Annotated in this window: 18 protein-coding genes; 17 read left to right on the top strand and 1 reads right to left on the bottom strand. The window is 74.5% G+C overall.

All coding sequences use genetic code 11. The annotated features are described in order from the left end of the window. Positions 1-858, top strand: an 858-nt coding sequence (locus AB5970_RS18110) for a hypothetical protein (protein WP_370505346.1), incomplete at its 5' end; no start/stop codon positions are given. A gap of 47 nt (positions 859-905) precedes the next feature. On the opposite strand, the gene AB5970_RS18105 is transcribed toward AB5970_RS18110, so the two are convergent. After that, positions 906-1,763, bottom strand: coding sequence for a DUF3097 domain-containing protein (locus AB5970_RS18105; protein ID WP_370505345.1), 858 nt, complete (start codon positions 1,761-1,763; stop codon positions 906-908). Between the two features lie 149 nt (positions 1,764-1,912). Between AB5970_RS18105 and hrcA the strand changes: the two genes are divergently transcribed. From hrcA to AB5970_RS18025, 16 genes are all read left to right on the top strand, one after another. Further along, a complete protein-coding gene (hrcA, locus tag AB5970_RS18100; RefSeq protein ID WP_370505344.1) occupies positions 1,913-2,935 on the top strand; it encodes a heat-inducible transcriptional repressor HrcA in 1,023 nt (340 codons plus the stop codon). Between the two features lie 53 nt (positions 2,936-2,988). After that, entirely contained in the window at positions 2,989-4,116 is a 1,128-nt protein-coding gene (gene dnaJ, locus AB5970_RS18095; RefSeq protein ID WP_370505343.1) for a molecular chaperone DnaJ, read from the top strand. A gap of 22 nt (positions 4,117-4,138) precedes the next feature. Further along, complete coding sequence (locus AB5970_RS18090) at positions 4,139-4,897, top strand: 16S rRNA (uracil(1498)-N(3))-methyltransferase (protein ID WP_370505342.1); 759 nt, start codon at positions 4,139-4,141, stop codon at positions 4,895-4,897. A 105-nt stretch (positions 4,898-5,002) separates the two neighbouring features. Beyond that, on the top strand, positions 5,003-6,001 hold the full coding sequence (locus AB5970_RS18085; RefSeq protein WP_370505341.1) for a PhoH family protein: 999 nt from the start codon (positions 5,003-5,005) through the stop codon (positions 5,999-6,001). Positions 6,002-6,008: 7 nt separating this feature from the next. Then, entirely contained in the window at positions 6,009-6,461 is a 453-nt protein-coding gene (gene ybeY, locus AB5970_RS18080; RefSeq protein ID WP_370505340.1) for an rRNA maturation RNase YbeY, read from the top strand. Further along, the gene (locus AB5970_RS18075) at positions 6,458-7,768 is read left to right on the top strand and encodes a hemolysin family protein (RefSeq protein WP_370505339.1); all 1,311 of its coding nucleotides are present in this window, start codon (positions 6,458-6,460) and stop codon (positions 7,766-7,768) included. Before ybeY ends, AB5970_RS18075 begins: the two co-directional genes overlap by 4 nt. Continuing rightward, positions 7,765-8,682, top strand: a complete 918-nt coding sequence (gene era, locus AB5970_RS18070) for a GTPase Era (RefSeq protein WP_370505338.1) — start codon at positions 7,765-7,767, stop codon at positions 8,680-8,682. The genes AB5970_RS18075 and era overlap by 4 nt, the downstream gene beginning before the upstream one ends. A gap of 23 nt (positions 8,683-8,705) precedes the next feature. Then, positions 8,706-10,274 carry an alpha/beta hydrolase family protein gene (locus AB5970_RS18065; RefSeq protein ID WP_370505337.1) on the top strand — a complete coding sequence of 523 codons (1,569 nt, stop codon included), beginning with the start codon at positions 8,706-8,708 and terminating at the stop codon, positions 10,272-10,274. A gap of 106 nt (positions 10,275-10,380) precedes the next feature. Next, positions 10,381-11,247 carry a PP2C family protein-serine/threonine phosphatase gene (locus AB5970_RS18060; RefSeq protein WP_370505336.1) on the top strand — a complete coding sequence of 289 codons (867 nt, stop codon included), beginning with the start codon at positions 10,381-10,383 and terminating at the stop codon, positions 11,245-11,247. Then, entirely contained in the window at positions 11,244-12,536 is a 1,293-nt protein-coding gene (locus tag AB5970_RS18055) for an FHA domain-containing protein (protein WP_370505335.1), read from the top strand. The genes AB5970_RS18060 and AB5970_RS18055 overlap by 4 nt, the downstream gene beginning before the upstream one ends. Beyond that, on the top strand, positions 12,533-14,083 hold the full coding sequence (locus AB5970_RS18050) for a serine/threonine-protein kinase (RefSeq protein ID WP_370505334.1): 1,551 nt from the start codon (positions 12,533-12,535) through the stop codon (positions 14,081-14,083). The genes AB5970_RS18055 and AB5970_RS18050 overlap by 4 nt, the downstream gene beginning before the upstream one ends. 41 nt (positions 14,084-14,124) lie before the next feature. Next, positions 14,125-20,196, top strand: a complete 6,072-nt coding sequence (locus tag AB5970_RS18045) for an Ig-like domain-containing protein (protein ID WP_370505333.1) — start codon at positions 14,125-14,127, stop codon at positions 20,194-20,196. 31 nt (positions 20,197-20,227) lie between these two features. Then, positions 20,228-21,184 (top strand): AAA family ATPase, encoded by a 957-nt coding sequence (locus AB5970_RS18040; RefSeq protein WP_370505332.1) that lies wholly within the window; start codon positions 20,228-20,230, stop codon positions 21,182-21,184. A gap of 2 nt (positions 21,185-21,186) precedes the next feature. Further along, on the top strand, positions 21,187-22,335 hold the full coding sequence (locus AB5970_RS18035) for a DUF58 domain-containing protein (RefSeq protein WP_370505331.1): 1,149 nt from the start codon (positions 21,187-21,189) through the stop codon (positions 22,333-22,335). Beyond that, entirely contained in the window at positions 22,332-24,605 is a 2,274-nt protein-coding gene (locus AB5970_RS18030; RefSeq protein WP_370505330.1) for a transglutaminase-like domain-containing protein, read from the top strand. Before AB5970_RS18035 ends, AB5970_RS18030 begins: the two co-directional genes overlap by 4 nt. Continuing rightward, positions 24,602-25,043 (top strand): RDD family protein (locus tag AB5970_RS18025; protein WP_370505329.1); only part of this gene is annotated, 442 nt, incomplete at its 3' end. The genes AB5970_RS18030 and AB5970_RS18025, both read left to right, overlap by 4 nt.

The following is a 25,043-nucleotide window of genomic DNA, read 5'->3' as shown; positions in this document are numbered from 1 at the left end:
CCGGCGGCTCCGCCGGCGCCCCCGTACGGTCAGCCGCCCGCGGGCTACCCGCCCCAGGCCTCGCCGTACGGCCAGCCGGCGCCGGGCGCGTACCCGCCGCCGCCGCCCCCGCCGCCGCCCGGCTACGGCCAGGCACCCGGGGCCTACCCGGCGCCCGCCGGCGGGTACGGCCCGCCCGTGCAGGCGTCCCCGATCGGTGAGGCGTTCTCGTGGGGCTGGAAGAAGTTCACGCAGTCCGGTGGCCTCTTCATCCTCGCCGCGCTGGTGTGGTTCGTGGTCGCGGCGGTCGCGCTCACGATCGTCAGCATCATCTTCGGGGGCTTCGGCGCCCTGTTCGACCCGAACGGCACCGGCATGGGTCTGCAGGTCGGCTTCTCGCTGGGGATCTTCGTGCTCACCGCGGTGGGGGCGATCGTGGGCTACCTCATCCAGGCCGCGTTCATCAAGGCCGCGCTGGACGTCACCGAGGGTCGGCAGCTGGGCTTCGGCGACTTCTTCAAGTTCGTCGAGCCCGGGCCGGTCATCCTGACGGCCCTGATCCTCGCGCTGGTCAACGCGGTGCTGAACGCCGTCCCGTTCTTCGGCGGGCTGGCGGCGCTGGTGGTGAACTTCCTGCTGCTGTTCACCTTCTGGTTCGTCATCGACAAGCACCTCGAGCCGGTGGACGCCATCAAGGCCAGCTACCAGCTGGTCACGGCGAACCTGTCGACGACGATCCTGTTCTACCTGCTCGCGATCGTGGTCGTCATCGCGGGCGCGATCCTCTGCGGCGTGGGCCTGCTCGTCGCGGTGCCCGTCGTCCTGCTGGCGACGGCGTTCCTGTTCAAGCGGCTGCTCGGCGACCCGATCGCGGCCTGAGCACGCGCGTGCCGTGCCCGGCCGGGGATGTCCCCGGCCGGGCACGGTCACGTCGTGACGAAGTCGATGAGCTCCTCGACGCGGCCCAGCAGGCTGGGCTCGAGATCGGCGTAGCTGCGCACCGAGCGCAGGATCCGCTGCCACGCGCGCGCGACGTCGGCCTGCTCGTCGGCGGGCCAGCCGAGCTCGCGCAGGATGCCGTGCTTCCACTCGGTGCCGCGCTCGATGACGGGCCACGCCGACAGGCCGACGCGCTCCGGCCGGACGGCCTGCCACACGTCGACGTAGGGGTGCCCGAGCACGAGGACAGAGCCGGCGGGGTGCCCGCGCACGGCGTCCGCGGCGATCCGGCTCTCCTTCGAGCCGGTGACCAGGTGGTCCACGAGCACCCCGACGCGGCGGTCGGGCCCGGGACCGAAGTCACGGAGGGCGTCGGCCAGGTTGTCGACGCCGTCCAGCAGCTCGACCACGACGCCCTCGAGCCGCAGGTCGTCGCCCCAGACCTTCTCCACCAGCTCGGCGTCGTGCTTGCCCTCGACCCAGATCCGGCTGCCGCGCGCCACGCGGGCGCGGGCGTCGTGCACCGCGACGGAGCCCGAGGCCGTGCGGGTCGGTCGTGCGGGCGCCGGGGCGCGGACGGGCGCCGTGAGGGCGACGGGCTCGCCGTCGAGCCAGAAGCCCCGGCCCAGCGGGAAGGTGCGGGTGCGGCCGCGGCGGTCCTCGAGGACGACCACGTGCTGGCCGCCGGACTTCTCGACGCGGACGACCGCGCCGACCCACCCCGTGGTGACCTCCTCGACCACCAGGCCGGTCTCGGCGGGCTGCGGGCGGCTGGTGCGGGCGGGTCGGTGGTGCGTCGAGCCGGAGCCCCCGAGCACGTCCGAGCCGTAGCGGTCGTCGTTCACCCGGGCAGCGTAGAGGGGTGCGCGGCCCGCGCCGGGCAGCCGCCCCGTGGGTGTCGGCTCCGCGGCGTAGCATTGGCACTCCCGCGCGGGGAGTGCTACCCCGGCCGGGGCTGGGCGGGGCAGGACCACCCGACGACGGAGGAGGCGACATGAGCGAGGACCGGCGGCTGGACGTGCTGCGCGCGATCGTCGAGGACTACGTCGCCACCAAGGAGCCCGTGGGCTCGCGCGCGCTGGTCGAGCGGCACGCGCTCGGCGTCTCGCCCGCGACCATCCGCAACGACATGGCCGCGCTCGAGGAGGGCGGCTACATCGCCCAGCCGCACACGTCGGCCGGTCGCGTGCCGACGGACAAGGGCTACCGGCTGTTCGTCGACCAGCTCTCGACCGTCAAGCCGCTGTCCAGCCCCGAACGTCGGGCCATCGGCGCGTTCCTCGAGAGCGCGCAGGACCTGGACGACGTGGTCGACCGCGCCGTGCGCCTCATCGCGCAGCTGACGCAGCAGGTCGCCGTCGTGCAGTACCCGTCGCTGCGCCGGTCGGCGCTGCGGCACGTCGAGCTGGTCCCGGTCGGGGCGCGGCACCTGCTCGTGGTCCTCATCACCGACACCGGCCGGGTCGAGCAGCGCACGCTCGAGCTCGGCGCGGACGTCGACCCGGCGGTCGTCGCGCGCCTGCGGTCCCGCCTCAACGTCAGCGCGGCCGGGCGCCGGCTCTCCGAGCTGCCGGTGGCGCTGGGCGAGCTCTCCGCCGCCTTCGCCCCTGGGGACCAGGCGCTCGTGGCGGCGGTCGTCGACGTCGTCGAGGAGACGCTGGCGCAGGAGAGCGAGGAACGCGTCGTGCTCGCCGGCACCGCCAACCTCGCGCGCGCCGGCGGCACGGACGTGCGGTCGATCGGCGCGGTCCTCGAGGCGCTCGAGGAGCAGGTGGTGCTGCTGCGCCTGTTCTCGGAGATGGCGGAGGACTCGGCCACGGTGGCCGTGCGCATCGGCCGCGAGAACCAGCACGACGGGCTGTTCGAGACCAGCTTCGTGACCACCGGCTACGGCGACGAGGGCGGGGGGTCCGTGGCCCGCCTGGGCTCCATCGGCCCGCTGCGGATGGACTACCCCGGCACCATGTCGGCGGTCCGCGCGGTCGCCCGCTACCTGACGCGCATCCTCGCGCAATGACCCTGTCAACCAGTGACCCTGTCAACGACAGCTGGAAGTGAGCACCCCCTCCCGTGACCGACTACTACGAGGTCCTCGGCGTCCCGCGTGACGCCAGCCCCGAGCAGATCAAGAAGGCGTACCGCAAGCTCGCGCGCGAGCACCACCCCGACGTCGCCGGCGCGGACGGTGGTTCCGAGGACACGTTCAAGGACGTGTCGCGGGCGTACGACGTGCTCGGCAACCCCGAGAAGCGCCGGGCGTACGACCTCGGCGGCGACCCGTCCTCGCCCGGCGGGGGGATGGGCGGCGGCTTCGGCTTCCAGGACATCTTCGAGACGTTCTTCGGAGCGGCGACCGGTGCCGCGCAGCAGCGCGGGCCGATCCCGCGCGCCCGGCGCGGGCAGGACGCGCTCGTCCGGCTCGACCTCGACCTGGCGGACGTCACCTTCGGCGTCCACAAGGACGTGCTGGTCGACACCGCGGTGCTCTGCCCGACCTGCAGCGGCTCGTGCTGCCGGCCGGGGACGTCGCCGCGCACCTGCGAGGTCTGCGGGGGACGCGGCTCGGTCCAGCGGGTCGCGCGGTCGTTCCTCGGCCAGGTCATGACCACGCAGCCCTGCGCCGCGTGCCACGGGTTCGGCACCGTCATCCCCGAGCCCTGCACGGAGTGCTCCGGCGAGGGTCGGGTCCGGTCCCGCCGCACGCTCAGCGTCGACGTCCCCGCGGGGGTCGACACGGGCACCCGGATCAAGCTGACGGGGCAGGGCGAGGTCGGCCCGGCCGGCGGCCCAGCGGGCGACGTCTACCTCGAGGTGCGCGAGCGCAAGCACGACACGTTCGTGCGGCGCGGCGACGACCTGCACGCGACGCTCGAGGTCCCCATGACGGCGGCGGCGCTGGGCACGGTGCTCACGCTCGACACCCTCGACGGCGCCCAGGAGGTCGACCTGCGACCGGGCACCCAGCCGGCCCAGGTGGTGACCCTCAAGGGCCTCGGCGTCGGCCACCTGCACGGCACCGGCCGCGGCGACCTGCACGTCCACGTCGAGGTGCACGTGCCGACGGCGATGGACGAGGAGCAGGCCGAGCTGCTGCGGCGGCTGGCCACGCTGCGGGGCGAGGAGCGTCCGGAGGCGCGGCTCGCCGCGTCGAACACGGGCGTGTTCGCCAAGCTGCGCGACAAGCTCTCGGGCCGCTGAGCATGCCGGCGCCGGCCGCGTCATGAGCGCGCCCGTCTTCCTCGCCGACCCCGGCTCGCTCGACGCGGTGGCCGACGGCGGCACGTACCTGCTCGGAGGGACCGAGGGTCGGCACGCCGGCGTCGTGCAGCGCCGCGGACCGGGCGAGCGCGTGGACGTGGTCGACGGCGCCGGGGTGCGCCTGGTCGGCGTCGTCGGAGCCGTGACCGCCGACGGCGTGCTCGTCCAGGTGCAGCGCAGGGTGGTCGAGCCGCGACCCCAGGTCGCGCTGGTGCTCGTGCAGGCGCTGGCCAAGGGCGACCGGGACGAGATGGCGATCGAGGCGGCCACGGAGGTCGGCGTCGACGCGGTGGTGCCGTGGCAGGCAGAGCGGTCGATCGTCGTGTGGCGCGGTGACCGGGCCGCCAAGAGCCGGGCGCGCTGGCTCGGCACGGTCCGGGCGGCCGCCAAGCAGTCGCGGCGGGCGCACGTGCCCGACGTCGGTGTCGCCCTCGACGGCCGCGGCCTGGTCGAGCGCGTCCGGGATGTCGTGGCGGCCGGCGGCGCCGCGCTCGTGCTGCACGAGGACGCGACCGAGGCCATCGCGGCCGTGGGCCTGCCCGACGTGGGGGAGTGCCTGGTGGTGGTCGGACCCGAGGGCGGGATCGGCGACGCCGAGCTCGCCCGGCTGGTCGAGGCGGGGGCGCGCGCCGTCCGCCTCGGGCCGCACGTGCTGCGGACGTCGACCGCGGGCCCCGTGGCCCTGGCCCTGCTGGCCCAGCGGCTGGGACGCTGGGGCTGACGCGGGGATTGGTGTGGGCACCGCCTCGTAGACTGTCGGTGTCCGTCCCGCACGCCCGCACCTGACGGCATCTGAGCAAAGGAGCGCACGGCGCACGCCGAGCACATGGCCGAGTCCACATCCGCACCGCGCTCCTCTGGCACGCCCGCGCGCGTCGAGCACAGGATCAGCGTCCCCTCCGAGGTCTCCATGGTCGAGCTCCTCGGCCTGCGGGACGAGGTGCTCCGCACCATCGAGTCCGGGTTCACCACGGTCGACATCCACGTCCGCGGCAACGAGGTCACGCTCGCCGGCCCTGTCGGCGACGTGGCTCTGGTGTCCCGGCTGGTCGACGAGCTGGTCGAGATGGCGGCGGGCGGCACGCCGCTGACCCCCGACGTCGTCACCCGGTCCGTCGCCATGCTCACCGCCGCGTCGACCGCCCGGCCGGCGGCCGTGCTGTCGTTCAACATCCTCACCGGCCGCGGCCGCACCATCCGCGCCAAGACGTCCGGCCAGAAGGACTACGTCGACGCGATCGACCGGCACACCGTGACGTTCGGCATCGGGCCCGCGGGCACCGGCAAGACGTATCTCGCGATGGCCAAGGCCGTGCAGGCGCTGCAGGACCGCAAGGTGCACCGGATCGTGCTCACGCGGCCCGCGGTCGAGGCGGGCGAGCGGCTCGGCTTCCTGCCCGGCAACCTCTCGGACAAGATCGACCCCTACCTGCGGCCGCTGTACGACGCGCTGCACGACATGGTCGACGCCGAGTCCATCCCGCGGCTCATGGAGGCGGGGACCATCGAGGTGGCCCCGCTGGCCTACATGCGCGGCCGCACGCTGAACGACGCGTTCATCATCCTCGACGAGGCGCAGAACACCTCCGTCGAGCAGATGAAGATGTTCCTCACCCGGCTGGGCTTCGGCTCCAAGGTCGTGGTGACGGGCGACATCACGCAGGTCGACCTGCCCTCGTCGCAGACGTCCGGGCTGCGCGTGGTCGAGCAGATCCTCGCGGGCGTCGAGGACGTCGCCTTCTGCCGCCTGACGTCGTCGGACGTGGTCCGGCACCGCCTGGTCAGCGACATCATCGACGCGTACGCGCGCTGGGACAGGAGCTGAGGCGGCCATGAGCGTCGAGGTCAACAACGAGTCCGGGTACGACGTCGACGAGGCGGAGTTCGCCGCCCTGGCGCGCTACGTGCTCGACGAGATGCACGTGCACCCGCAGACGGACGTGTCGATCCTGCTCGTCGGCACCGACGTGATGACCGACCTGCACGTGAAGTGGATGGACGAGCCCGGCCCCACCGACGTGCTGTCCTTCCCGATGGACGAGCTGCGCCCCGGACGAGAGGGCGACCCGACCCCGGCCGGCCTGCTGGGCGACGTCGTGCTCTGCCCCGAGGTCGCCGCGCAGCAGGCGCGCACCGCGGGTCACTCGACGGCGGAGGAGCTGCTGCTCCTGACCACCCACGGGATCCTGCACCTGCTCGGCTACGACCACGCGGAGCCGGAGGAGGAGAAGGAGATGTTCGCCCTCCAGCGTCGGCTGCTGCTGACGTTCCTGGCGTCGCGATGACGGACATCCCCGCCGCGCTGCTCATCGTCGTCGCCGTCCTCGGCATCGCCACGGCCGCGGCCCTGTCGGCCGGCGAGGTCGCGGTGGTGCGCATCTCGCGCGCGGCCGTGACCGAGCTGCTGGCCGAGCGGCACCCGGCCGCGACCCGCGTGCGCGCCCTGACCGAGCACCCGGCGCGGGTGGCCTCGGCGGCCGCGTTCGTGCGGCTGCTGGGCGAGATGACGGCGACGGTGTGCATCACGCTGACGGTCGGCTCGACGGGCCTGGTCTGGTGGGCCGTCCTGCTGGTCGCTCTGGCGGTCTGCGGGCTCGTGGCGTTCCTGCTGGTGCGGGTCAGCCCGCGCACGATCGGGCGGCAGCACCCCGTGGCGACGCTGACCCGGCTCTCCCGGGTGCTCGTGGCGGTGACGGCCGTCGCCGGCCGCCTCGGAGCCGTCGGCCGACCGGGCGCCGGCTCGGCCGCGGCGGACGAGGACGAGCTGCGGGACATGGTCCAGCGCGTGAGCGAGTCCGACGTGATCGAGGACGAGGAGCGAGAGATGTTCCGCTCCGTGCTCGAGCTCGGGGACACCCTCACCCGCGAGGTCATGGTCCCGCGCACGGACATGGTGACCACGCCCGCGGACACCCCGCTGCGCAAGGCGCTCGCGCTGCTGCTGCGGTCCGGCTTCTCGCGCGTGCCGCTGGTCGGCGACTCGGTGGACGACCTGCGCGGCGTGCTCTACCTCAAAGACGTCGTCGGTCGGCTGCCCATCGCCCCGACCGGCCGCTCCGACCGCCAGCAGCAGGAGGCGATGCTGGACGCCCCGGCGTCCTCGCTTGCCCGCCCCGCGGTGTTCGTGCCCGAGTCCAAGCCGGTCGACGAGCTGCTGCGCGAGCTGCAGGACGGCTCGTCCCACATGGCCATGGTGGTCGACGAGTACGGCGGCATCGCCGGCCTGGTCACCATCGAGGACGCGCTCGAGGAGATCGTCGGCGAGCTCACCGACGAGCACGACCCGACCGCGCCCGTGGTCGAGGACCTGGGCGACGGCGTCTTCCGGGTGCCCGCCCGGCTGGGCCGCGACGAGCTGGGCGAGCTGTTCGAGCTCGAGGTGGACGACGAGGACGTCGACACCGCGGGTGGCCTGCTGGCCAAGGCGCTGGGCAAGGTCCCGCTGCCGGGCTCCGCGGGCGACATCCACGGTCTGCACCTCGTCGCCGACCGGGTCGAGGGCCGGCGCCGCAGGCTCGCCACCGTCCTGGTCAGCATGGTCGACGCCGACACCCCCGCCTCGAACGACACCACCCACGGAGCCACGCGATGACCACCTTCCACTCCGGCTTCGCCTGCTTCGTCGGGCGGCCCAACGCCGGCAAGTCGACGCTGACCAACGCGCTCGTGGGGCAGAAGGTGGCCATCACGTCGGGCCGCCCGCAGACCACACGGCACACCGTGCGCGGCATCGTGCACCGGCCCGACGCACAGCTGATCCTCGTCGACACCCCGGGCCTGCACCGGCCGCGCACGCTGCTGGGCGAGCGCCTCAACGCCCTGGTCAAGGACACGCTCACCGAGGTCGACGTGGTCGGCTTCTGCCTGCCGGCCGACCAGCGGGTCGGTCCCGGCGACCGGTTCATCGCCGAGCAGATGTCCGAGCTCGCGCGCGACGGCCGCGGCACGCCCGTGGTCGCGGTGGTCACCAAGGCGGACCTCGTGGGCAAGGGCAAGCTGGCCGAGCACCTCATGGCCGTGCAGGCGCTGGGGGAGTGGGCCGACATCGTGCCGGTCTCCGCGACGTCCGGGTACAACGTGGACGTGCTGGAGAACGTGCTGATCGGGCACCTGCCGGAGGGCACCCCGCTGTACGCGGAGGGCGAGCTCACGGACGAGCCCGAGGCCGTCATGGTCGCGGAGCTGGTGCGGGAGGCCGCGCTCGAGGGCGTCCGTGACGAGCTGCCGCACTCGCTCGCCGTGGTGGTCGACGAGATCGTCGCGCGCGACGAGCCGGCCGCGAACGGCGTGCCCATGCTCGACGTGCGGGTGCACCTGTTCGTCGAGCGGGACAGCCAGAAGGCCATCATCATCGGCAAGGGCGGTGCGCGGCTGCGCGACGTCGGCAGCCAGGCGCGCCGCGGCATCGAGGCGCTGCTGGGCGCCCGCGTCTACCTCGACCTGCACGTGAAGGTGGCCAAGGACTGGCAGCGCGACCCCAAGCAGCTCGGGAAGATGGGCTTCTGAACGTGCTGAGGTCGGGGGAGCGCGTGGAGGCACGCGCCGAGACGGACGTGGACCGGCACGTGGGCCGGTCGTACCGCGTGGTCGCCAGCACCGCGCTCGGGGTGATCGTGCTCGCGATCCTCGGCGCCGTCATGGGTCCGCAGTGGGACCCCGTGCCCCTCGCCGACCCGCTGACGGTCGAGACCTCCTCGACGGCGATCGGGTCGGCGCCGGCCGTGCCGACCTACCCGGTGCGCACCTCGGTGGTCACGGTGCAGCTCGACGGGACGACCGTCGACGCGCAGATCAGCGAGCCGGTCGGGGCCGAGGGGCCGCGGCCGGGCGTCGTCTTCGTGCACGGCGCGGGGACGGGCCGCTACGACACCGCCTTCCTCGAGCAGGCCCACGCGCTCGCCGCGTCGGGGATCGTCGCGATGGTGCCCAACAAGCGCCTGGACACCTACACCACGCGGCACCGGGACTACCCGCTCATGGCGACGGACTACGACGCCTCGGTGGCGCTCCTGCAGGCGCGCGACGGGGTCGACCCCGACCGGGTGGGGATCTACGCCGAGAGCGAGGGCGGCTGGATCGCCCCGATCATGGCGGCGAAGGACCCCAGCATCGCGTTCGTCGTGCTGGTCTCGTCGCCCGTGGTGCCGCCCCGCGAGCAGGCCGCGTTCGCCGTCGACTCCTACCTGCGCAACACCGGCGTCCCGCACGGCGTGTTCCGGGCGATCCCGCGGGCCGTCGGCATGTCGCTGCCGGGCGGCGGGTTCGAGTACGCGGACTTCGACGTGACGCCGTACCAGCGCGAGATGCGGCAGCCCGTGCTCGTCGTCTACGGCACGGGGGACGCCTCGATGCCCACGATCCAGGGCGCCGAGCAGGTTCTGCGCGACACCGCCATCGCCGGCAACGGGGACGTGACCGTCCGGTACTACGAGGGTGCCAACCACGGCATCCGCGTGGACGGCGACGTCGACCCCGTGTTCCTGCGCGACCTGTCGGGCTGGGTGCTCGGCCAGCCCGCGACGGCCGACGCGCCGCCGCGCATCGCGGGCGCGCAGCCGGTGCAGACGTACATGGCCGAGCCCGTCCCCGAGCCGCGCTGGTTCGGCGACGGCGACGTGGTGATCGCCCTCGCGCTGGCGGCCGTGGCCCTGATCCTGCTGGGACCGCTCGCCGTGCTCGTGGCGCGCGGGGTCGAGGCGGGGACCGACCGGGTCCGGGGCCGCGGCGGTGCCGTGGCGGCCGGACCGGGTCACCGGTTCGCGCCCGGCGTCCTGCCGCTGCTCGTGACGTTCGGCGTGGGCGCGGTGCTCACGGTCGTCGCCCTGGTCTGGTACATCGTGTCGATCGCGCGCCTGGCCCTGGACTACCAGCGCAACGACCTCGTGGTGCAGGGCGGCTGGGTCGGCGTGCGCGTGCTCGGCATCGCGGTGGTCGTCGTCGGGATCCTGCTGCTGCGTCGCTGCCGGCGTGTCCGGCTGGCCGGCGGGCGACCCGGGCCGGGTATCGTGCGGACCTCCGTCCTGTGGGCCGGCGTCATCGGCTCGGTCGTGCTCCTGGTGATCCTGGCGTACTGGGGGGTCTTCCAGCTCGGGATCTGACCACCGACGGGTCGCTGTGTGCTCGAAGGGCTCACGTACGGCACGATGTGCGCCGATGATCTGAACGAGGCACCCGCCGGGGCCGATCCGATGACGAGGGGGTCGTGTGCGCACGTCGTGGGGGTCGGCGACCGATCGCGGCCGGGTCCGTGAGGTCAACGAGGACGCCCTGCTCGCATACCCCCCGGTCTTCCTGGTCGCCGACGGCATGGGCGGCCACGACGCGGGTGACCTGGCCAGCCGGATCGCGGTCGAGGAGTTCGCGCAGCTCGCCGGGCAGGCCGCGGCCACGGCCGACGACGTGCACGCGTGCTTCGACCGCACCGCCGCCCGGATCCGCACCGAGTTCACGGGTGGACGCCAGGGCGGCACCACCGTGGCGGGCGTCGCGGTGACGGAGCACGACGGCGGCTCGTACTGGCTCGTGTTCAACGTGGGCGACTCGCGCGTGTACCTGTGGTCCGGCGACGAGCTCGAGCAGGTGAGCGTGGACCACTCGGTGGTCCAGGAGCTGCTGGACCTGGGGGAGATCGACCTGGTCGAGGCGGCGACGCACCCCGAGCGCCATGTGCTGACCCGGGCGCTGGGCACCGGCGACCCGCCCGAGCCCGAGTACTGGCTGCTGCCCGCCGGCCTGCACGACCGGCTGCTGATCTGCACCGACGGCCTGACGCGCGAGCTCGACGACGACGTCCTCGCGCAGGTGCTGGCCGGCACGGGCGACCCGCAGGACGCCGCCGCCCACCTGGTCAGCCTCGCGCTCGAGCACGGCGCCCGGGACAACGTGAGCGCGGTCGTCGTCGACGTCGCCACGGCCACGGGCGCGCACGACGACGTGCACATCACCGTGCCGCGCACGGGTGCCGAGCTCGGCCCGCACCTGTGGGACGAGATGCTCAACGGCGCCACCGTGCCGCGCCGCTCGCTGCCCACCACCGACGCGAGCACCCCGACCGAGGAGAACCCGTCATGAGCGTGCCCGAGTACTCCGCCGGCGGCTGGACCGCCGTGGTCCGCCCCGGCTTCGTGGCGCTGCTCGGTCCGACGACGGCCACCTCCACCGTCCGCGCGCTCTGGCAGGACGCCGGCGAGGGCGTCTTCTCCGCGCTCGCTCTGCTGGCCCGCGACGGGTTCGGCGGCCTGCCGCCGTTCGCGGTGGTGTCGGTCGACGGCCAGCGGGTGCATGCCGCGCTGCGCGGCGACGTCGAGGTGGTCGTCGAGGTCGGCGGTCGCCGCGACGTCTGGCGGTCGGGCGAGGTGAGCACCTGGACCGAGCGCGTGCTCGAGGGCGTGTCCGACGTGGCCGTGCAGGTGGAGTCGCCGGCCGCCGGCGCCGTGAGCCTGCCGCTCGCCGACGGCGTCGTGCAGGCGTCGCGCGTGAGCGTCGCGCTGACGGCCCGAGAGGAGGCCGTGGCACCCGTGGTCGCCGCAGAGCCGGAGCCGGTGCAGGTGAGCGAGCCGGAACCCGAGCCGGAGGCCGTCGACGAGCCGTCGGCGGACCCGGTCGCCGAGCCGACCCCCGCACTCGTGGAACACGTCGTCTGGGACGAGCCGACCACCGTGGAGCTCGTGCCCGTGGAGCTCGCGCCCGTCGAGGCGCAGCCCGCGTCCGAGGTCGAGGTCGAGATCGGCGACGTGGCCGAGGACGCCGACCTGGGCGAGGACTCGGACGCGTCGGAGGTCGTCGCCGTCGCGGAGTCCTTCCTGGCGTGGCCCGCGGTCGTGCCGGCGGCGGCGGAGGTCGCCGAGGCACCCACGTCCGAGCTGCCCGTCGCGGCCGTCCCGCTGACGGGGGCGTCGCTGGACGACCACGACGGCCTGACCATCCTGTCCACGGATCTCGCGGAGATCCGGGAGCAGCTGCCGTCGTGGGCGTCGGACGAGGTCCCGGGTCCGTTCCGGGTGCCCGCCGCCGTGCAGACGGCCGCGCGGCTGGTGCTCTCGACGGGCCTCGTGGTGCCGCTGGACCGCGCGGTGCTGCTCGGTCGTGCGCCGCAGGTGGCCCGCGTGACCAACCGTGAGCTGCCGCGCCTGATCACGGTGCCGAGCCCGCAGCAGGACATCTCGCGCACGCACGCCGAGGTGCGCGTCGAGGGCGACCACGTGGTGGTCACCGACCTCGACTCGACCAACGGCGTGCACGTCGCCCGGCCCGGCGAGGGTGCGCGCCGCCTGCACCCCGGCGAGCCCAGCGTCGTGGGCGTCGACGAAGTCGTCGACCTCGGCGACGGAGTGACGTTCTCGGTGGAGCGGGGTTCGTGACCGCACGCCGCGAAGCATCGACGCCGGCCCGCCTGCCGGGCTACGAGTACCTCCGGGTCCTCGGGCTCGGCGGTTTTGCGGACGTCTTCCTGTACCAGCAGGAGCTCCCGCGGCGTGAGGTGGCGGTCAAGGTCCTGCTCGCCGGCAGCCTGGACGACGAGGTGCGCGCGCGGTTCCAGCAGGAGGCCAACCTCATGGCCCAGCTGTCACACCACCCCTCGATCGTCACGATCTACCACGCGGCGATCGCGGCCGACGGGCGCCCGTTCCTGGTGATGGAGTACTGCTCGCGGCCCGGGCTGGCCGAGCGCTACCGGCAGGAGCGCATCTCGGTGGCCGAGGCGCTGCGCATCGGCGTCCGGCTGGCGTCGGCGGTCGAGACCGCGCACCGGGCCGGCATCCTGCACCGCGACATCAAGCCCGCGAACGTGCTCACCACCGACTTCGGCTGGCCCGCGCTGACCGACTTCGGCATCGCCGCGACCACCGGTCACGGCGCGGGCGCGACGGTCGGCATGTCGATCCCGTGGTCGCCGCCCGAGCTGCTGGGCGAGCACCCCACGGGCGACGAGCGGTCCGACGTGTACTCGCTGGCCGCGACCATCTACTCCCTGCTCGCGGGCCGCACGCCGTTCGAGGTGCCCGGCGGCGAGAACACCGCCCAGCAGCTGGTCGCCCGGATCGAGCGCTCGCCGCTGCCACCCACGGGTCGCGACGACGTGCCGTGGGGCCTGCAGGACCTGCTCGAGCGCGCCATGGCCAAGCACCCGGCCCGCCGGTTCGAGTCCGCGGCCGCGGTGGCCCGCGCGCTGCAGCAGGTCGAGGCCGACCTGCGCCTGCCGATCACGCCCCTGGACCTCACCGACCAGCCCGACGCGGGCTCGGCGCCCGAGCCGGCGCGGTCGGAGCCCGGCGGTCAGGAGGACGCCACGCGGCTCCGCTCGATCGTGAGCGTGGCCCCGGAGGCGCCGGCCCCCGAGGCCCCGGGCAGCGACGAGCCCACCCGGGTGCGCGGCGTGGCCACCGTGGAGCCGGCGCCCGTGCCGGCCCGACGCGCCCCCGTCTTCGTCGCGCCCGAGGAGCCCGCCGACACCGACGGGCCCGCAGCCCAGCCCTCCGGACGCGGCCGGCTGGTCGCCGGCATCGTCTCCGGGCTGGTGGTGCTCGGTGCGGTCGTCACCATCGGCGCCGTCGCCCTGGGCCGGGGAGGCGCCCCGCAGGACGCCCCGACGTCCACCTCCGAGTTCAGCCAGGCGCCGGTGTCCACCAGCGTCGGCGACGCGGTGCCGTCGCCGCACTCGCTCCTGGGCACGCGGCAGGCGGACGGCTCGGTGGTGTTCACCTGGGAGAACCCCGACCCCGAGGCCGGCGACCAGTACCTCTGGGGCGTGCGCGAGGCCACCGGCGAGCCGCAGCTCGCGCTCGTCGACCAGCCGACCGTCACGGTGCCGGCGGCGCAAGCCCAGGGCGAGGTCTGCCTCCAGGTGTCGATCGTGCGCGCCGACCGTCGCTCGTCGACCTCGCCGCTCGAGGGGTGCGCCCCGTGAGGCTCTCGATGAGGCGCGGCCGGGTAACGACTGCGGCCGCCGTGGTCACGGTCCCCGCGCTCGTCCTCGTCCTCGCGCTGCTGAACCAGGGCTTCCCGCTGGCCCGCCTGGACCTCAACGACGGCGCGGTCTGGCTCACGGCCACCAGCCAGTCCCAGCTCGGCCGGTTCAACGCGCAGGTCGAGGAGCTCAACGGCGGGATCGTGGCGCAGGGCAAGTCGTTCGACGTGCTGCAGGACGCCGGGGACGTGCTCCTGGTCGAGCCGGGCAACGTGGCGGTCGTCGACCCCGCGAACGTCGCCACGACCACCCAGGTGGCGGCGCCGGGCACGATCCCGTCGATGGCCGCCGGCACGGTCGCGCTGTACGACGGCGACGGGAACGTCTGGGTGCGGGCGATCGGCGACCTCGACTCGCTGCGCACCGCGACGGACACGCCGGAGGTGGAGACGGGCGAGGGCGGTCGCGCCGTGGTCGCCCGCAGCGGCGTCGCGTTCGCGGTGGCCGCGACGGACGGCACGGTCACGCGGGTCGACCTGTCGACCGGGTCGCCCCAGACCACCGCGCAGGGCTCCGTCGGCGCCGGGACGGTCGACCAGATCACGGCGGTCGGCGACGAGCCCGTCACGCTCTCGGGCAGCACGGTCCGCACGCTGCACGGCTCGGTGGAGCTGGCGGGCGAGGACCTCACGCTCCAGCAGCCGGGCCCGGCCTCGTCGCGCGTGCTCGTGTCGAGCCGCGACGCGCTGTTCGAGGTCCCGCTCGACGGCGGGCGCGCGGTCGAGCACCGCACGACCGGCTCCGGGACGCCGGCGCAGCCCGTGCAGGTGGGCGCGTGCGCGCACGCCGCCTGGGCGTCGCCGATCGGCTCCTACCTCCAGCTGTGCGACGGCGGGAAGGCCGACGTCCGCGACCTCGAGGACATGTCGAGCGCGGACGTGCTGACCTTCCGGGTCAATCGGCAGATGGTCGTGCTCAACGACACGCTGCGCGGAAGGCTCTGGCTGCCGCTCGAGGACACCCGGCTGCGCGTGCCCAACTGGACGGACGTCGTCCCGCAGGAGCAGCCGCAGGAGGCCGACGACCAGACCCAGACGTCGGACACCACGCAGGACCTGGTCACCGAGTGCTCCACCGAGTCCGCCTCGCCGACCGCCCAGGACGACGACTTCGGCGTGCGGCCGGGTCGCACGACGATCCTGCCGGTGATCGACAACGACTCCTCGTCCGACTGCGGCATCCTGGCGATCTCCCAGTTCGAGCAGCTGCCCGAGCAGTTCGGGCGCGTGGAGGCGATCTACGGAGGCCGCGCGCTGCAGGTCTCGATCGCCGCCGGGGCCACCGGGACCGCCTCGTTCACCTACACGATCACCGACGGCCGGGGCACCTCCGCGCCACCGACCGCGCACGTGCGGCTGACCGTCCGGCAGCCCGGCGAGGACGAGCCGCCCCGGCAGCTGCGCACGGGGTCGATGCGCGTCGAGCAGGGCGGGCAGGCCGACCACCAGGTGCTGGCGGACTTCATCGACCCCGACGGCGACGACCTGCTGCTCGTCGGCGCGACGGCCGACCCGGCCGCGGGCTCCGTGCGGTTCCGGCAGGACGGCACGCTCACGTTCAAGGCCGACGGCGCGTCCCTCGGCCGCACGCAGGTCACCGTCGAGGTCTCGGACGGCACGACGACGACCGAGGGCACGATCGACGTCGACGTGCGGCCCGGCGGGTCGCTCGCGCCGCAGATCGACCCGGTGTTCGCGGTCACCTACGTCGGCCAGGCCGTCACGCTGCACCCCCTGACCGCGGTCCGCAGCTCGTCGGCCGAGCCCCCCAGGCTCGCGGGCGTCGACGACGTCGTCGGGGCCACGATCACCAGCGACCTGCAGGGCGGCACGTTCACGTTCAGCGCGGCGCGCGCCGGCACCTACTACGTCCCGTTCCTCATCGCCGCCGCGCCGCAGCAGGCCACCGGCCTGGCCCGGGTCGACGTGCTCGAGTGGCCCGACGCCCCCGCGCCGCCGGTCGCGGTGCGCGACAAGGCCTTCCTGCCGCCCGGCGGCGAGGTGACGATCGACCCGCTCGAGAACGACTCCGACGCCGAGGGCAAGGTCCTCGTCCTGCAGTCGGTCGAGGTGCCCGACGGCGCGGGGCTCAAGGTCGCCGTGATCGACCACCACCTGGTGCAGATCCGCGCCGAGCGGACCCTGGAGGGTCCGGTCGCGCTGCGCTACACGGTGTCGAACGGCCAGGCGTCGGCGGTCGGCGAGATCGTCGTGCAGCCGGTGCCGGCGTCGGCCACGTCGCAGCCGCCCGTGGTCGAGAACGTCGAGGTCAGCGTCCGCACCGGCGGCGTCGTGACCATCCCCGTGCTGGACACCGCCTACGACCCCGACGGCGACCACCTCACCCTGGTGCGGCAGCTGGCGGAGCCCCTGGGCGACGGCGAGGGACTGCTCTTCGTGTCGGGCGACGTGCTGCGGTACCAGGCGCCCGACTCGGCCGTGACGGCCCACGCCACGTTCGCGGTGCAGGACGCGACCGGCAACGTCACGGCGGCCACCGTGACCGTCCGCGTGCACGCCTCCGACGCGAGCACCAAGGCGCCGCCGCGGCCGAAGAACCTGGTCGCGCGCGTCTACGAGGGCGACAAGGTGCGCATCGACATCCCGCTGGTGGGCATCGACCCGGACGGCGACGGCGTCACGCTGCTGGGCCAGGCGTCCGCCGCCGCCCACGGCCGGGTGACCGAGGTGGGCCCCGACTGGATCGAGTACCAGGCACTGCCGGGCGAGCTGGGCACGGACACGTTCACCTACGCCGTCGAGGACTGGGTGGGCCAGCGCGCGGTCGCCGAGATCCGGGTGGGCATCGGCCCCCGACCCACGGGCGCGGCGTCGGTGGTCGCCCGCGACGACGAGGTCACCGTGCGGCCCGGGCAGCGCGTCGAGGTCCGGGTGCTGGCCAACGACATCGACTCCAGCGGCGGGGAGCTGACACTCGACCCCGTGCTCGACAAGCCGGACGGGACCGACGCGACGGTCGACGGTCGGCGCATCGTCGTGCACGCGCCCGACCAGCCCGGTGTCCTCCAGATCGCGTACACCGTCTCCAACGACCGCGGCGGCCACGACACGGGCGTGCTCACGGTGACCGTCGCCAAGGATGCTCCGGTGCTCGCCCCGATCGCGCGCGACGTCGTCGTGCCGGCGCTCGACACCATCGGCCGCACCGAGGTGTCGGTCGACGTGCTCGGCGTCGCGCAGAACCCGAGCGGCCCGCTGTCCGACCTCGCCGTGTCGGTGCCGGGCGCCCTCGCGGACGTCGCCCGCGTCGACCCCGCGGGCAAGGTCGTCGTCACGCTGGTCGACCACGCGCAGACGCTGCCCTACGAGCTGAGCAACACGACCTCGCCGGACGGCTCGGCCACCGCGTACGCGTTCATCACCGTGCCGGCCCTCGGCTTCTTCCGGCCGGTCCCGCGGCCCAAGGCGCCCGAGCTGCGCGTCGCGTCGGGCGAGCAGCTCGTCATCCCGCTCTCCGAGCAGGTGCAGGTCGCGCCCGGGCGCGAGGCCTCGATCGCCGACCCGCTGGGCGTGTCGGCGACGAAGTCGGACGGCACCGACCCGGTCAAGGACACGACGACGCTGCAGTTCCGCTCGGCGCCGGGGTACGCCGGTCCCGCCTCGATCACCGTCCCGGTCACCGACGCCTCGGGCCCGGGCGACACCTCGGCGCGCACCTCGGTGATCACGCTGCAGATCACCGTGTTCGCCGTCGACGACCACCCGCCCACGTTCACGCCGTCGGTCATCGACGTCGCGCCCGGCGAGGAGCCGCTGGCCGTCGACCTCCGGTCCTTCACCGTCGGCCCCGAGGGCGCGACGCCGGCCGAGGACCGCTACAGCTACCAGCTCACGGCCGCCGTGCCGGCCGGCTTCACCGGCGGCATCGAGGACGGGATCCTGCGGGTCGCCGCCGACGAGACCACGCCCAAGGGGCGCACGGACCAGCTGCAGCTGCGGATCGGCTACGGCCGGACCGGCTCCCTGGCCGCAACCATCGACCTGCGGGTCATCGCGAGCACCCGCCGCACGGCCGTGGTCAACGACCGCGTCATCACCGACGGCGTCGAGGGCCAGCAGACCACGGTGAACGTGCTCGACGACGCCTACAACCCGTTCCCCGACTCGCCGCTCACGGTGGTCGGGGCGACGGTGGAGACGCCGGGCGCGGGCACCGCCTCGGCCACGGACGGCACCGTCAGCGTGCGGCCCGCGCTCGGGTTCATCGGGCAGATGGTCACCCGGTACCGGGTGCGCGACGTGACCGGCGACCCGGACCGCGAGGTCGAGGGCCGCATCACCGTGACGGTGCGCGGCAAGCCCGCGACGCCCACCGCCCCGCGCATCGGGGAGGTCCGTGACCGCACGGTCGTCCTCAGCTGGGACGCCCCCGACAACCGCGGTGCGCCGATCACGGGCTACCGCGTCGTCGCGGACCCCGGGACCATCGTCCGGCAGTGCGCGAGCACCACCTGCACGATCGACAACCTGACCAACGACACCGAGTACACGTTCACGGTCGCGGCGCAGAACGCCGTCGACTGGTCCGAGGCGAGCCTGCCGTCGGCGAGCGCGCGGCCCGACGCGGTGCCCAACCAGCCGGCGCCCCCGGTGCTGACGTCCGGGGACGGCAGCGTGCGCGCGACGTGGGAGGCGCCCGTCTCCTCCGGCTCGCCGGTGAGCAGCTACACGCTCGAGATCTCGCCCGCGCCGCCGACGGGTCCGGCGTCCGTGAGCTCGACGACCACCAGCTACACGTTCTCGGGGCTGAAGAACGGGACCGCCTACACCGTGCGGGTCCGCGCGCAGAACCGGGCGCCCGAGCCGAGCGCGTGGTCCGACTCGTCCCAGCCGGAGGTGCCCGCCGGCGTCCCGGCCGCGCCGACCGACCTGGTCGCGCAGCGCGTGGACACGCCGCTCGGCGGGCAGATCAACGTCAGCTGGACCGAGCCCAACGGCAACGGCGACCGCGTCGCCGGCTACGAGCTGGTGATCTCGAACGGGCCCAACGCCCGGACGGTCGTGCTCGACGGCTCGGCCACCGCCTACGCGTTCACGGACGCGGCCAACGGCCCGGCCTACCGCTTCCAGCTGCGCGCGAGGAACAAGGCCCCCGGCTGGTCCGCGCCGGCGATCGTCAACGCGTCCACCTACGGCCTGCCCAGCGCGCCGACCAGCGTGAGCGCCGACGCCGACCCCGGGCAGGGCCGGATCGTCGTGCGCTGGTCCGGCGCCGACGGCAACGGCACGTCCATCCGCGCCTACGTGGTGAGGATGCCGGACGGCTCCGAGCGCGACGTCGGCGGCGCGACGTCGTTCACGGACACGGGCCTGCGGGGCGGGTCCTCCTACGCGTACCAGGTGCGCGCGGTCAACGACGCGGGGTCGAGCGGCTGGAGCCCGTCGGCCTCGGCGGTCGCGACGACGGCGCCCGACGCGCCGCCCGTCTCGCTCGCGGTCACGGCGAACGGCACCGGCGGGCGGCCGACGGAGATCACGATCACCCGCGGCGACGTGGGCAACGACGGCGGCGGCCAGAACCTCCAGTACACGTGGGAGCTCCGGAGCGACCGCCACGGGCCCGTGTCCGGGACCTTCTCCGGCACCACCGCGGTCGTCGACGTCTCCGGCTGGGACTGGCGGTTCCAGGGCACCCAGGCCACCGCGACGGTGACCGCGAGCACCACCGTCGGGTCGACGTCGAACGCCGCGTCGATCAACGCCGTGTGGGGCCAGCCGCCGAGCGTGGTGCGCAACCTCGCCGTCGTGTCCGACGACCCGACGACGCCGACCAGGATCACGGTCAGCTGGGACGCGCCCGCCCAGGACGGCGGCATCGGCATCGACCGCTACGACGTGTGCTGGACGGTCAACGGTCAGGACGCCGGCTGCCAGGACACCGGGGGCACCTCGGTCCAGCGGCGGCTGAGCGACTTCCTCGCCGTCCCGGTGCCCGGCGACACCGTGACCGCCACCGTCTCCGCGCGCAACGGCCGCGGCTCCGGCCCGACCGCCTCCGTCGACTTCGTCTACCCGGCCCCGGCCACCCCATGACCCCCCGAGACCTCCCGAGGAGCACCACCACATGACCCCCGAGCAGAGCATCTGGTTCGCCGAGACGTTCGACGCGCTGGTGTCCAACGTCGGGCTGGCGCTGCTCGGCAAGGAGCACACGGTCCGGCTGGCGCTCACCGCCATGGTCGCGGAGGGCCACCTGCTGCTGGAGGACGCCCCGGGGACGGGCAAGACGTCGCTGGCCAAGGCCCTCGCGGCGACCGTGCAGGGCAGCCACCACCGCATCCAGTTCACGCCCGACCTGCTGCCGTCGGACGTCACCGGCGTGACGATCTACGACCAGAGCACCCACCGGTTCGAGTTCCACCCGGGCCCGATCTTCGCGTCCGTGGTGCTGGCCGACGAGATCAACCGCGCCTCGCCCAAGACCCAGGCCGCGCTGCTCGAGGTCATGGAGGAGGGCAACATCACGGTCGACGGCGTCACGCACCCGGTCGGTCGGCCGTTCATGGTCATCGCCACGCAGAACCCGATCGAGCAGGCAGGCACCTACCGGCTGCCCGAGGCGCAGCTCGACCGGTTCCTCATCAAGACGTCGCTGGGCTACCCGGACCGGGCGTCGACCATCGAGATCCTCGCGGGCGCCAAGGACCGCACCACGAACCTGACCCCGCGGATCACCACGCAGGCGGTCGGCACGATGGCGGACCTGGCGCAGACGGTGCACATCGACGAGGTCGTGCTGGACTACGTGGCCCGCCTGACCGAGGCCACGCGCGAGGACGCGCAGACCGCGATCGGGGCGAGCGTGCGCGGCGGCCTCGCGCTGGTCCGCACGGCGAAGGTGTGGGCTGCCGCGTCGGGCCGCGAGTACGTCATCCCGGACGACGTGAAGGACCTCGCGCAGCCCGTGCTCGCGCACCGCCTGCTGCTGGACTCCGAGGCCGAGTTCGCCGGCATCACGGCCGCGGAGATCCTCGGCCGGATCCTCGAGACGACGGCGCCGCCGGCCCTGCGGGTGGCCTGATCGTGGGTCTGCGGGTCTCGCCGGTCGGGTGGGGGGTGGCGGTCGTCGCCACCTTCGGCCTCGTGCTGGGCCGGTGGCTCGGCTGGCTCGAGCTCGCGACGATCGGTGCCGCCCTGGCCGCCGTGCTGGTGGTGTCGCTGGTGATGACCGCCGGCCGGGCCCGGTACGCGATCCGGCTCGACATGGCGGACCGGCGGGTCAAGGTGGGGGAGCGCGCGGTCGGGCGGGTCGAGGTGCGCAACGTCGCGCGCCGACGGTCGCTGCCCTCCCGCGTCGAGCTGCCCGTGGGGTCCTCGGTCGCGGAGTTCACGGTGCCCGCGCTCGCGCCGGACGCCGAGCACGACGACCTGTTCGCCATCCCGACGGCCCGGCGCGCGGTCATCGTGGTCGGGCCGGTGCGCTCGGTCCGGGGCGACCCGTTCGGCCTGGCGCGGCGCAGCGTGCGCTGGACCCGGCCCGTCGACCTGTACGTGCACCCGCTGCTGGTGTCGCTCGCCGGCGCGAGCTCGGGCCTGCTGCGGGACCTCGAGGGGCAGGCGACCCGCGACCTGTCGGACTCCGACCTCTCGTTCCACGCGCTGCGCGACTACGTGGCGGGCGACGACCGCCGCTACATCCACTGGCGCACCACCGCGCGTCGCGGCAGCCTCATGGTGAAGCAGTTCGAGGACACCCGTCGCACGCAAACCGCGCTCGCGCTGGCCACGGACCCGCGCGACTACGCCGACGACGACGAGTTCGAGCTCGCGGTGTCGGTGATCGCCTCGCTCGGCGTGCAGACCATCCGCGAGGAGCGCGACCTGGCGGTCCTCGCCGGTCCGGGCAGCCTGCGCGTCGAGACGCCGCCGCTGCTGCTCGACGACTGCTCGGGCATCCAGCTGGCCTCGAGCGGCGCCGGGATGGCCCTGCTCGGGCGGCGCGTGGCCCGGGAGGCGGCGGACGCCTCGGTCGCCATGCTCGTCACCGGCTCGGTCCCCTCCGACGCCGACCTGCGGCTGGGCGCGCGCCACGTGCCCTCCGGCACGCGCACGGTCGTGCTGCGGTGCGCGCGCGGGGCGGACGTCTCGGTGCGGACGCAGGGCTCCCTCAGCCTGGCGACCCTCGGCACGCTCGACGACCTGCCCCGGCTCCTGCGGCGGGTGACCGCGTGACGACACCCCACCGGTCCGCGGGCCGGGCGACGGTCGACATCGTCTGCCTGGTCGGCACGCTCGCGCTCGCTCTCGCGCCGCTGCTCGCGGTGTACGGCGGGCTCGTCGCGCTCCCCGCGCTGGTCGGCGGTCTGCTGCTGGGCACCGGCGTCGCGGTGCTGGGTGCCGTGCGCCGCTGGTCGGCGCTCACGGTCGTCGCGCTCGTGCTCGTGGTCCTCGTCCTGGCCGGCGGAGCGCTCGCCGCGCCGTCGACGACGATCGCCGGGACGCTGCCGAGCCTGGACACCCCCGTCGAGCTGGCCCGCGGGTCGGTGGCGTCGTGGAAGCAGGTGCTCACGCTCCAGCCTCCCGTGGGCTCGAGCGGGAGCCTGCTCATGGCGATGCTCCTGCTCGCGCTCGTCGGGTCGGCCGTCGCCGTGTCGGTCGCGCTGCGGGCGCGCCGTCCGGCCGCCGCCGCGTCCGCGGCCGTCGTCCCGGTCGCCGCGGTCGTCGCGGCGATCCTGCTGGGCACGCGGGTGCCGACCGTCCCGCCGACCGTGACCGGCACCGTGCTGGCCCTGGTGCTGCTGCCCTGGGCCGCGTGGCGCGCCGGGCTGCTGCGCGCGCGCCGGGTGGTGGCCACCGGGCTGCTCGCGACGATCGCGGTGGCGGCCGGCGTGCTGGGCGGGCCCGCGGTGGCGGGGCCGACCGACCGGATCGTGGTCCGCGACGAGATCGTGCCGCCGTTCGACCCGCGCGACTACCCGAGCCCCCTGTCGGCGTTCCGGGAGTTCGTGAAGAAGGACGAGGACGCGAAGCTGCTCACCGTCACCGGCCTGCCCGCCGGCGCCCGCATCCGGCTGGCCACCATGGACCGGTACGACGGCGTCGTCTGGAACGTGGCCGGCGACGGGTCCGCGCAGGCATCCGGGGAGTTCCGCCGGGTGGGCGACACCATCGACACCACGGTCCGGGGCGAGCCCGCGCACGTCCAGGTGCAGATCGGCGACCTCACGGGCGTCTGGCTGCCGACCGTCGGGCAGGCGACGTCGTTCGACGTGGCCGACCCGTCCGTCGCGTCGGGTCTGCGGTACAACGACGCCACGGGGGCGGCCGTCCTGACCGGCGGCGTGCACGCGGGGCTGCGGTACGAGGTCGACGTCGTCGTCCCCCCGGTGCCCAGCGACGACGAGGTGGGCAGCGCCGCCGCGTCCGACCTCTCGCAGCCGGCCCTCACCGGCGAGCCGGACGTCGCCGCGATCACCGCGGCCGACGTGGCGCGCGACGCCGGCAACCCCGTGCAGATCGCTCGCGCCCTGACCACGTGGCTCTCGGAGGAGGGCTTCTTCAGCCACGGCATCGTCGACGCCGGCGACTACGCCTCGCTCTCCGGGCACGGCGCTGACCGGATCACTTCGCTGCTGGCCGGCGACATCATGGTGGGCGACGGCGAGCAGTACGCCGCCGCGATGGCGCTGATGGCGCGCGCGATGGGGCTGCCCGCGCGCGTCGTGCTCGGGTTCGTCCCGCAGGACCCGCCCGCGACGGGCCCGGTGACGATCACCGGCAAGGACATCGAGGCCTGGGTCGAGATCAGCTTCCAGGGCTACGGCTGGGTGCCGTTCGACCCGACGCCCCCGCGCGAGCAGACGCCGCAGGAGGACGACCAGCAGAAGCCGTCCGAGCCCGACCCCCAGGTGGTCCAGCCGCCGCCGCCCCCGCCCGCCGCGGTGACGCCGCCCGACGAGGACACCGAGCAGCCCCAGACCGACGACCCGAGCAAGGACGCCGACGGCACCGAGCAGTGGCTCCGCATCGCGCGGGTGGCCGGGGTCGTCTCGATCCCCGTGCTCCTGCTCGCAGCCCCGTTCGTCGTCATCGTCGCGCTCAAGGCCCGGCGGCGCCGGCGTCGGCGGCGCAGCGTCGACCCGGTGGTGCAGGTCGCCGGAGGGTGGGACGAGGTCCTCGACGTCGCGCGGGACCTGCACCGGCCGGCCGGCCGGATGGCCACCCGCAACGAGTCGGCCCGGGCGCTGGCGGCGTCGTTCGCGGACGCCCCCGACGGCGCGGTCGTCGCGGCACGGGTGGGTGCGCTCGCGCGCTCGGCCGACCACGCGGTGTTCAGCGCCGCGGTGCCGAGCGCCGCGGACGCGACCGCGTACTGGGCGGACGTGCAGGTGACGGTGGGCGCGATGACGCACGGGGTCGGCTGGCGCCGGCGCATGCGAGCACGTGTATCGACAGCGTCGCTCCGGGACCGCCGGGGCCGACGCCCGAAGGGAACCTCATGAGTGCGCAGCGCGGGTCCGTGCCCGTCCCCTTCCACCCGACGGGCGACGCGCCGCCGGCCACGCTGGTCCGCCGGTTCGGCGCCGGCCTGGTCGACGTGCTGCTCCTGGCCGCGGCGTCGGCGGTCGGCCTGCTCGGCGACCGGCGTGCGCTGACCGCCGTCGCGGGACTGCTCGTCCTGGTTCTCGTCGTGGTGCAGTGGCTGCTGCACGGCCGGCTCGGGTGGACGGTCGGTCGGCGGGTCACCGGCATCCGCACGCTCGACGTCGAGACCCGGCGCCCGATCGGCGCGGCGCGGGTGCTGCTGCGCGGGCTCGTGCTCGCCGCGGGTCTGCTCGCGCTCGGCGTGGGCCTGCTCCTCGTGCTCGTCTCGCCGCTGTTCGACCGCACCGGCCGCAACCGCGGGTGGCACGACCTCGCGGCGCGCGACGAGGTGCTCC

Origin of the sequence: Cellulomonas sp. ICMP 17802 (genome assembly GCF_041295535.1) — a bacterium.
GTDB lineage: Bacteria > Actinomycetota > Actinomycetes > Actinomycetales > Cellulomonadaceae > Cellulomonas.
This window is presented reverse-complemented; position numbering and strand designations above follow the sequence as displayed.

What these genes read in the sequence shown, in the direction of transcription:
- hrcA (WP_370505344.1), top strand. Translation starts at nt 1,913, where the DNA reads ATGAGCGAGGACCGGCGGCTGGACGTGCTGCGCGCGATCGTCGAGGAC.
- AB5970_RS18090 (WP_370505342.1), top strand. Translation starts at nt 4,139, where the DNA reads ATGAGCGCGCCCGTCTTCCTCGCCGACCCCGGCTCGCTCGACGCGGTG.
- AB5970_RS18085 (WP_370505341.1), top strand. Translation starts at nt 5,003, where the DNA reads ATGGCCGAGTCCACATCCGCACCGCGCTCCTCTGGCACGCCCGCGCGC.
- ybeY (WP_370505340.1), top strand. Translation starts at nt 6,009, where the DNA reads ATGAGCGTCGAGGTCAACAACGAGTCCGGGTACGACGTCGACGAGGCG.
- AB5970_RS18075 (WP_370505339.1), top strand. Translation starts at nt 6,458, where the DNA reads ATGACGGACATCCCCGCCGCGCTGCTCATCGTCGTCGCCGTCCTCGGC.
- era (WP_370505338.1), top strand. Translation starts at nt 7,765, where the DNA reads ATGACCACCTTCCACTCCGGCTTCGCCTGCTTCGTCGGGCGGCCCAAC.
- AB5970_RS18055 (WP_370505335.1), top strand. Translation starts at nt 11,244, where the DNA reads ATGAGCGTGCCCGAGTACTCCGCCGGCGGCTGGACCGCCGTGGTCCGC.
- AB5970_RS18040 (WP_370505332.1), top strand. Translation starts at nt 20,228, where the DNA reads ATGACCCCCGAGCAGAGCATCTGGTTCGCCGAGACGTTCGACGCGCTG.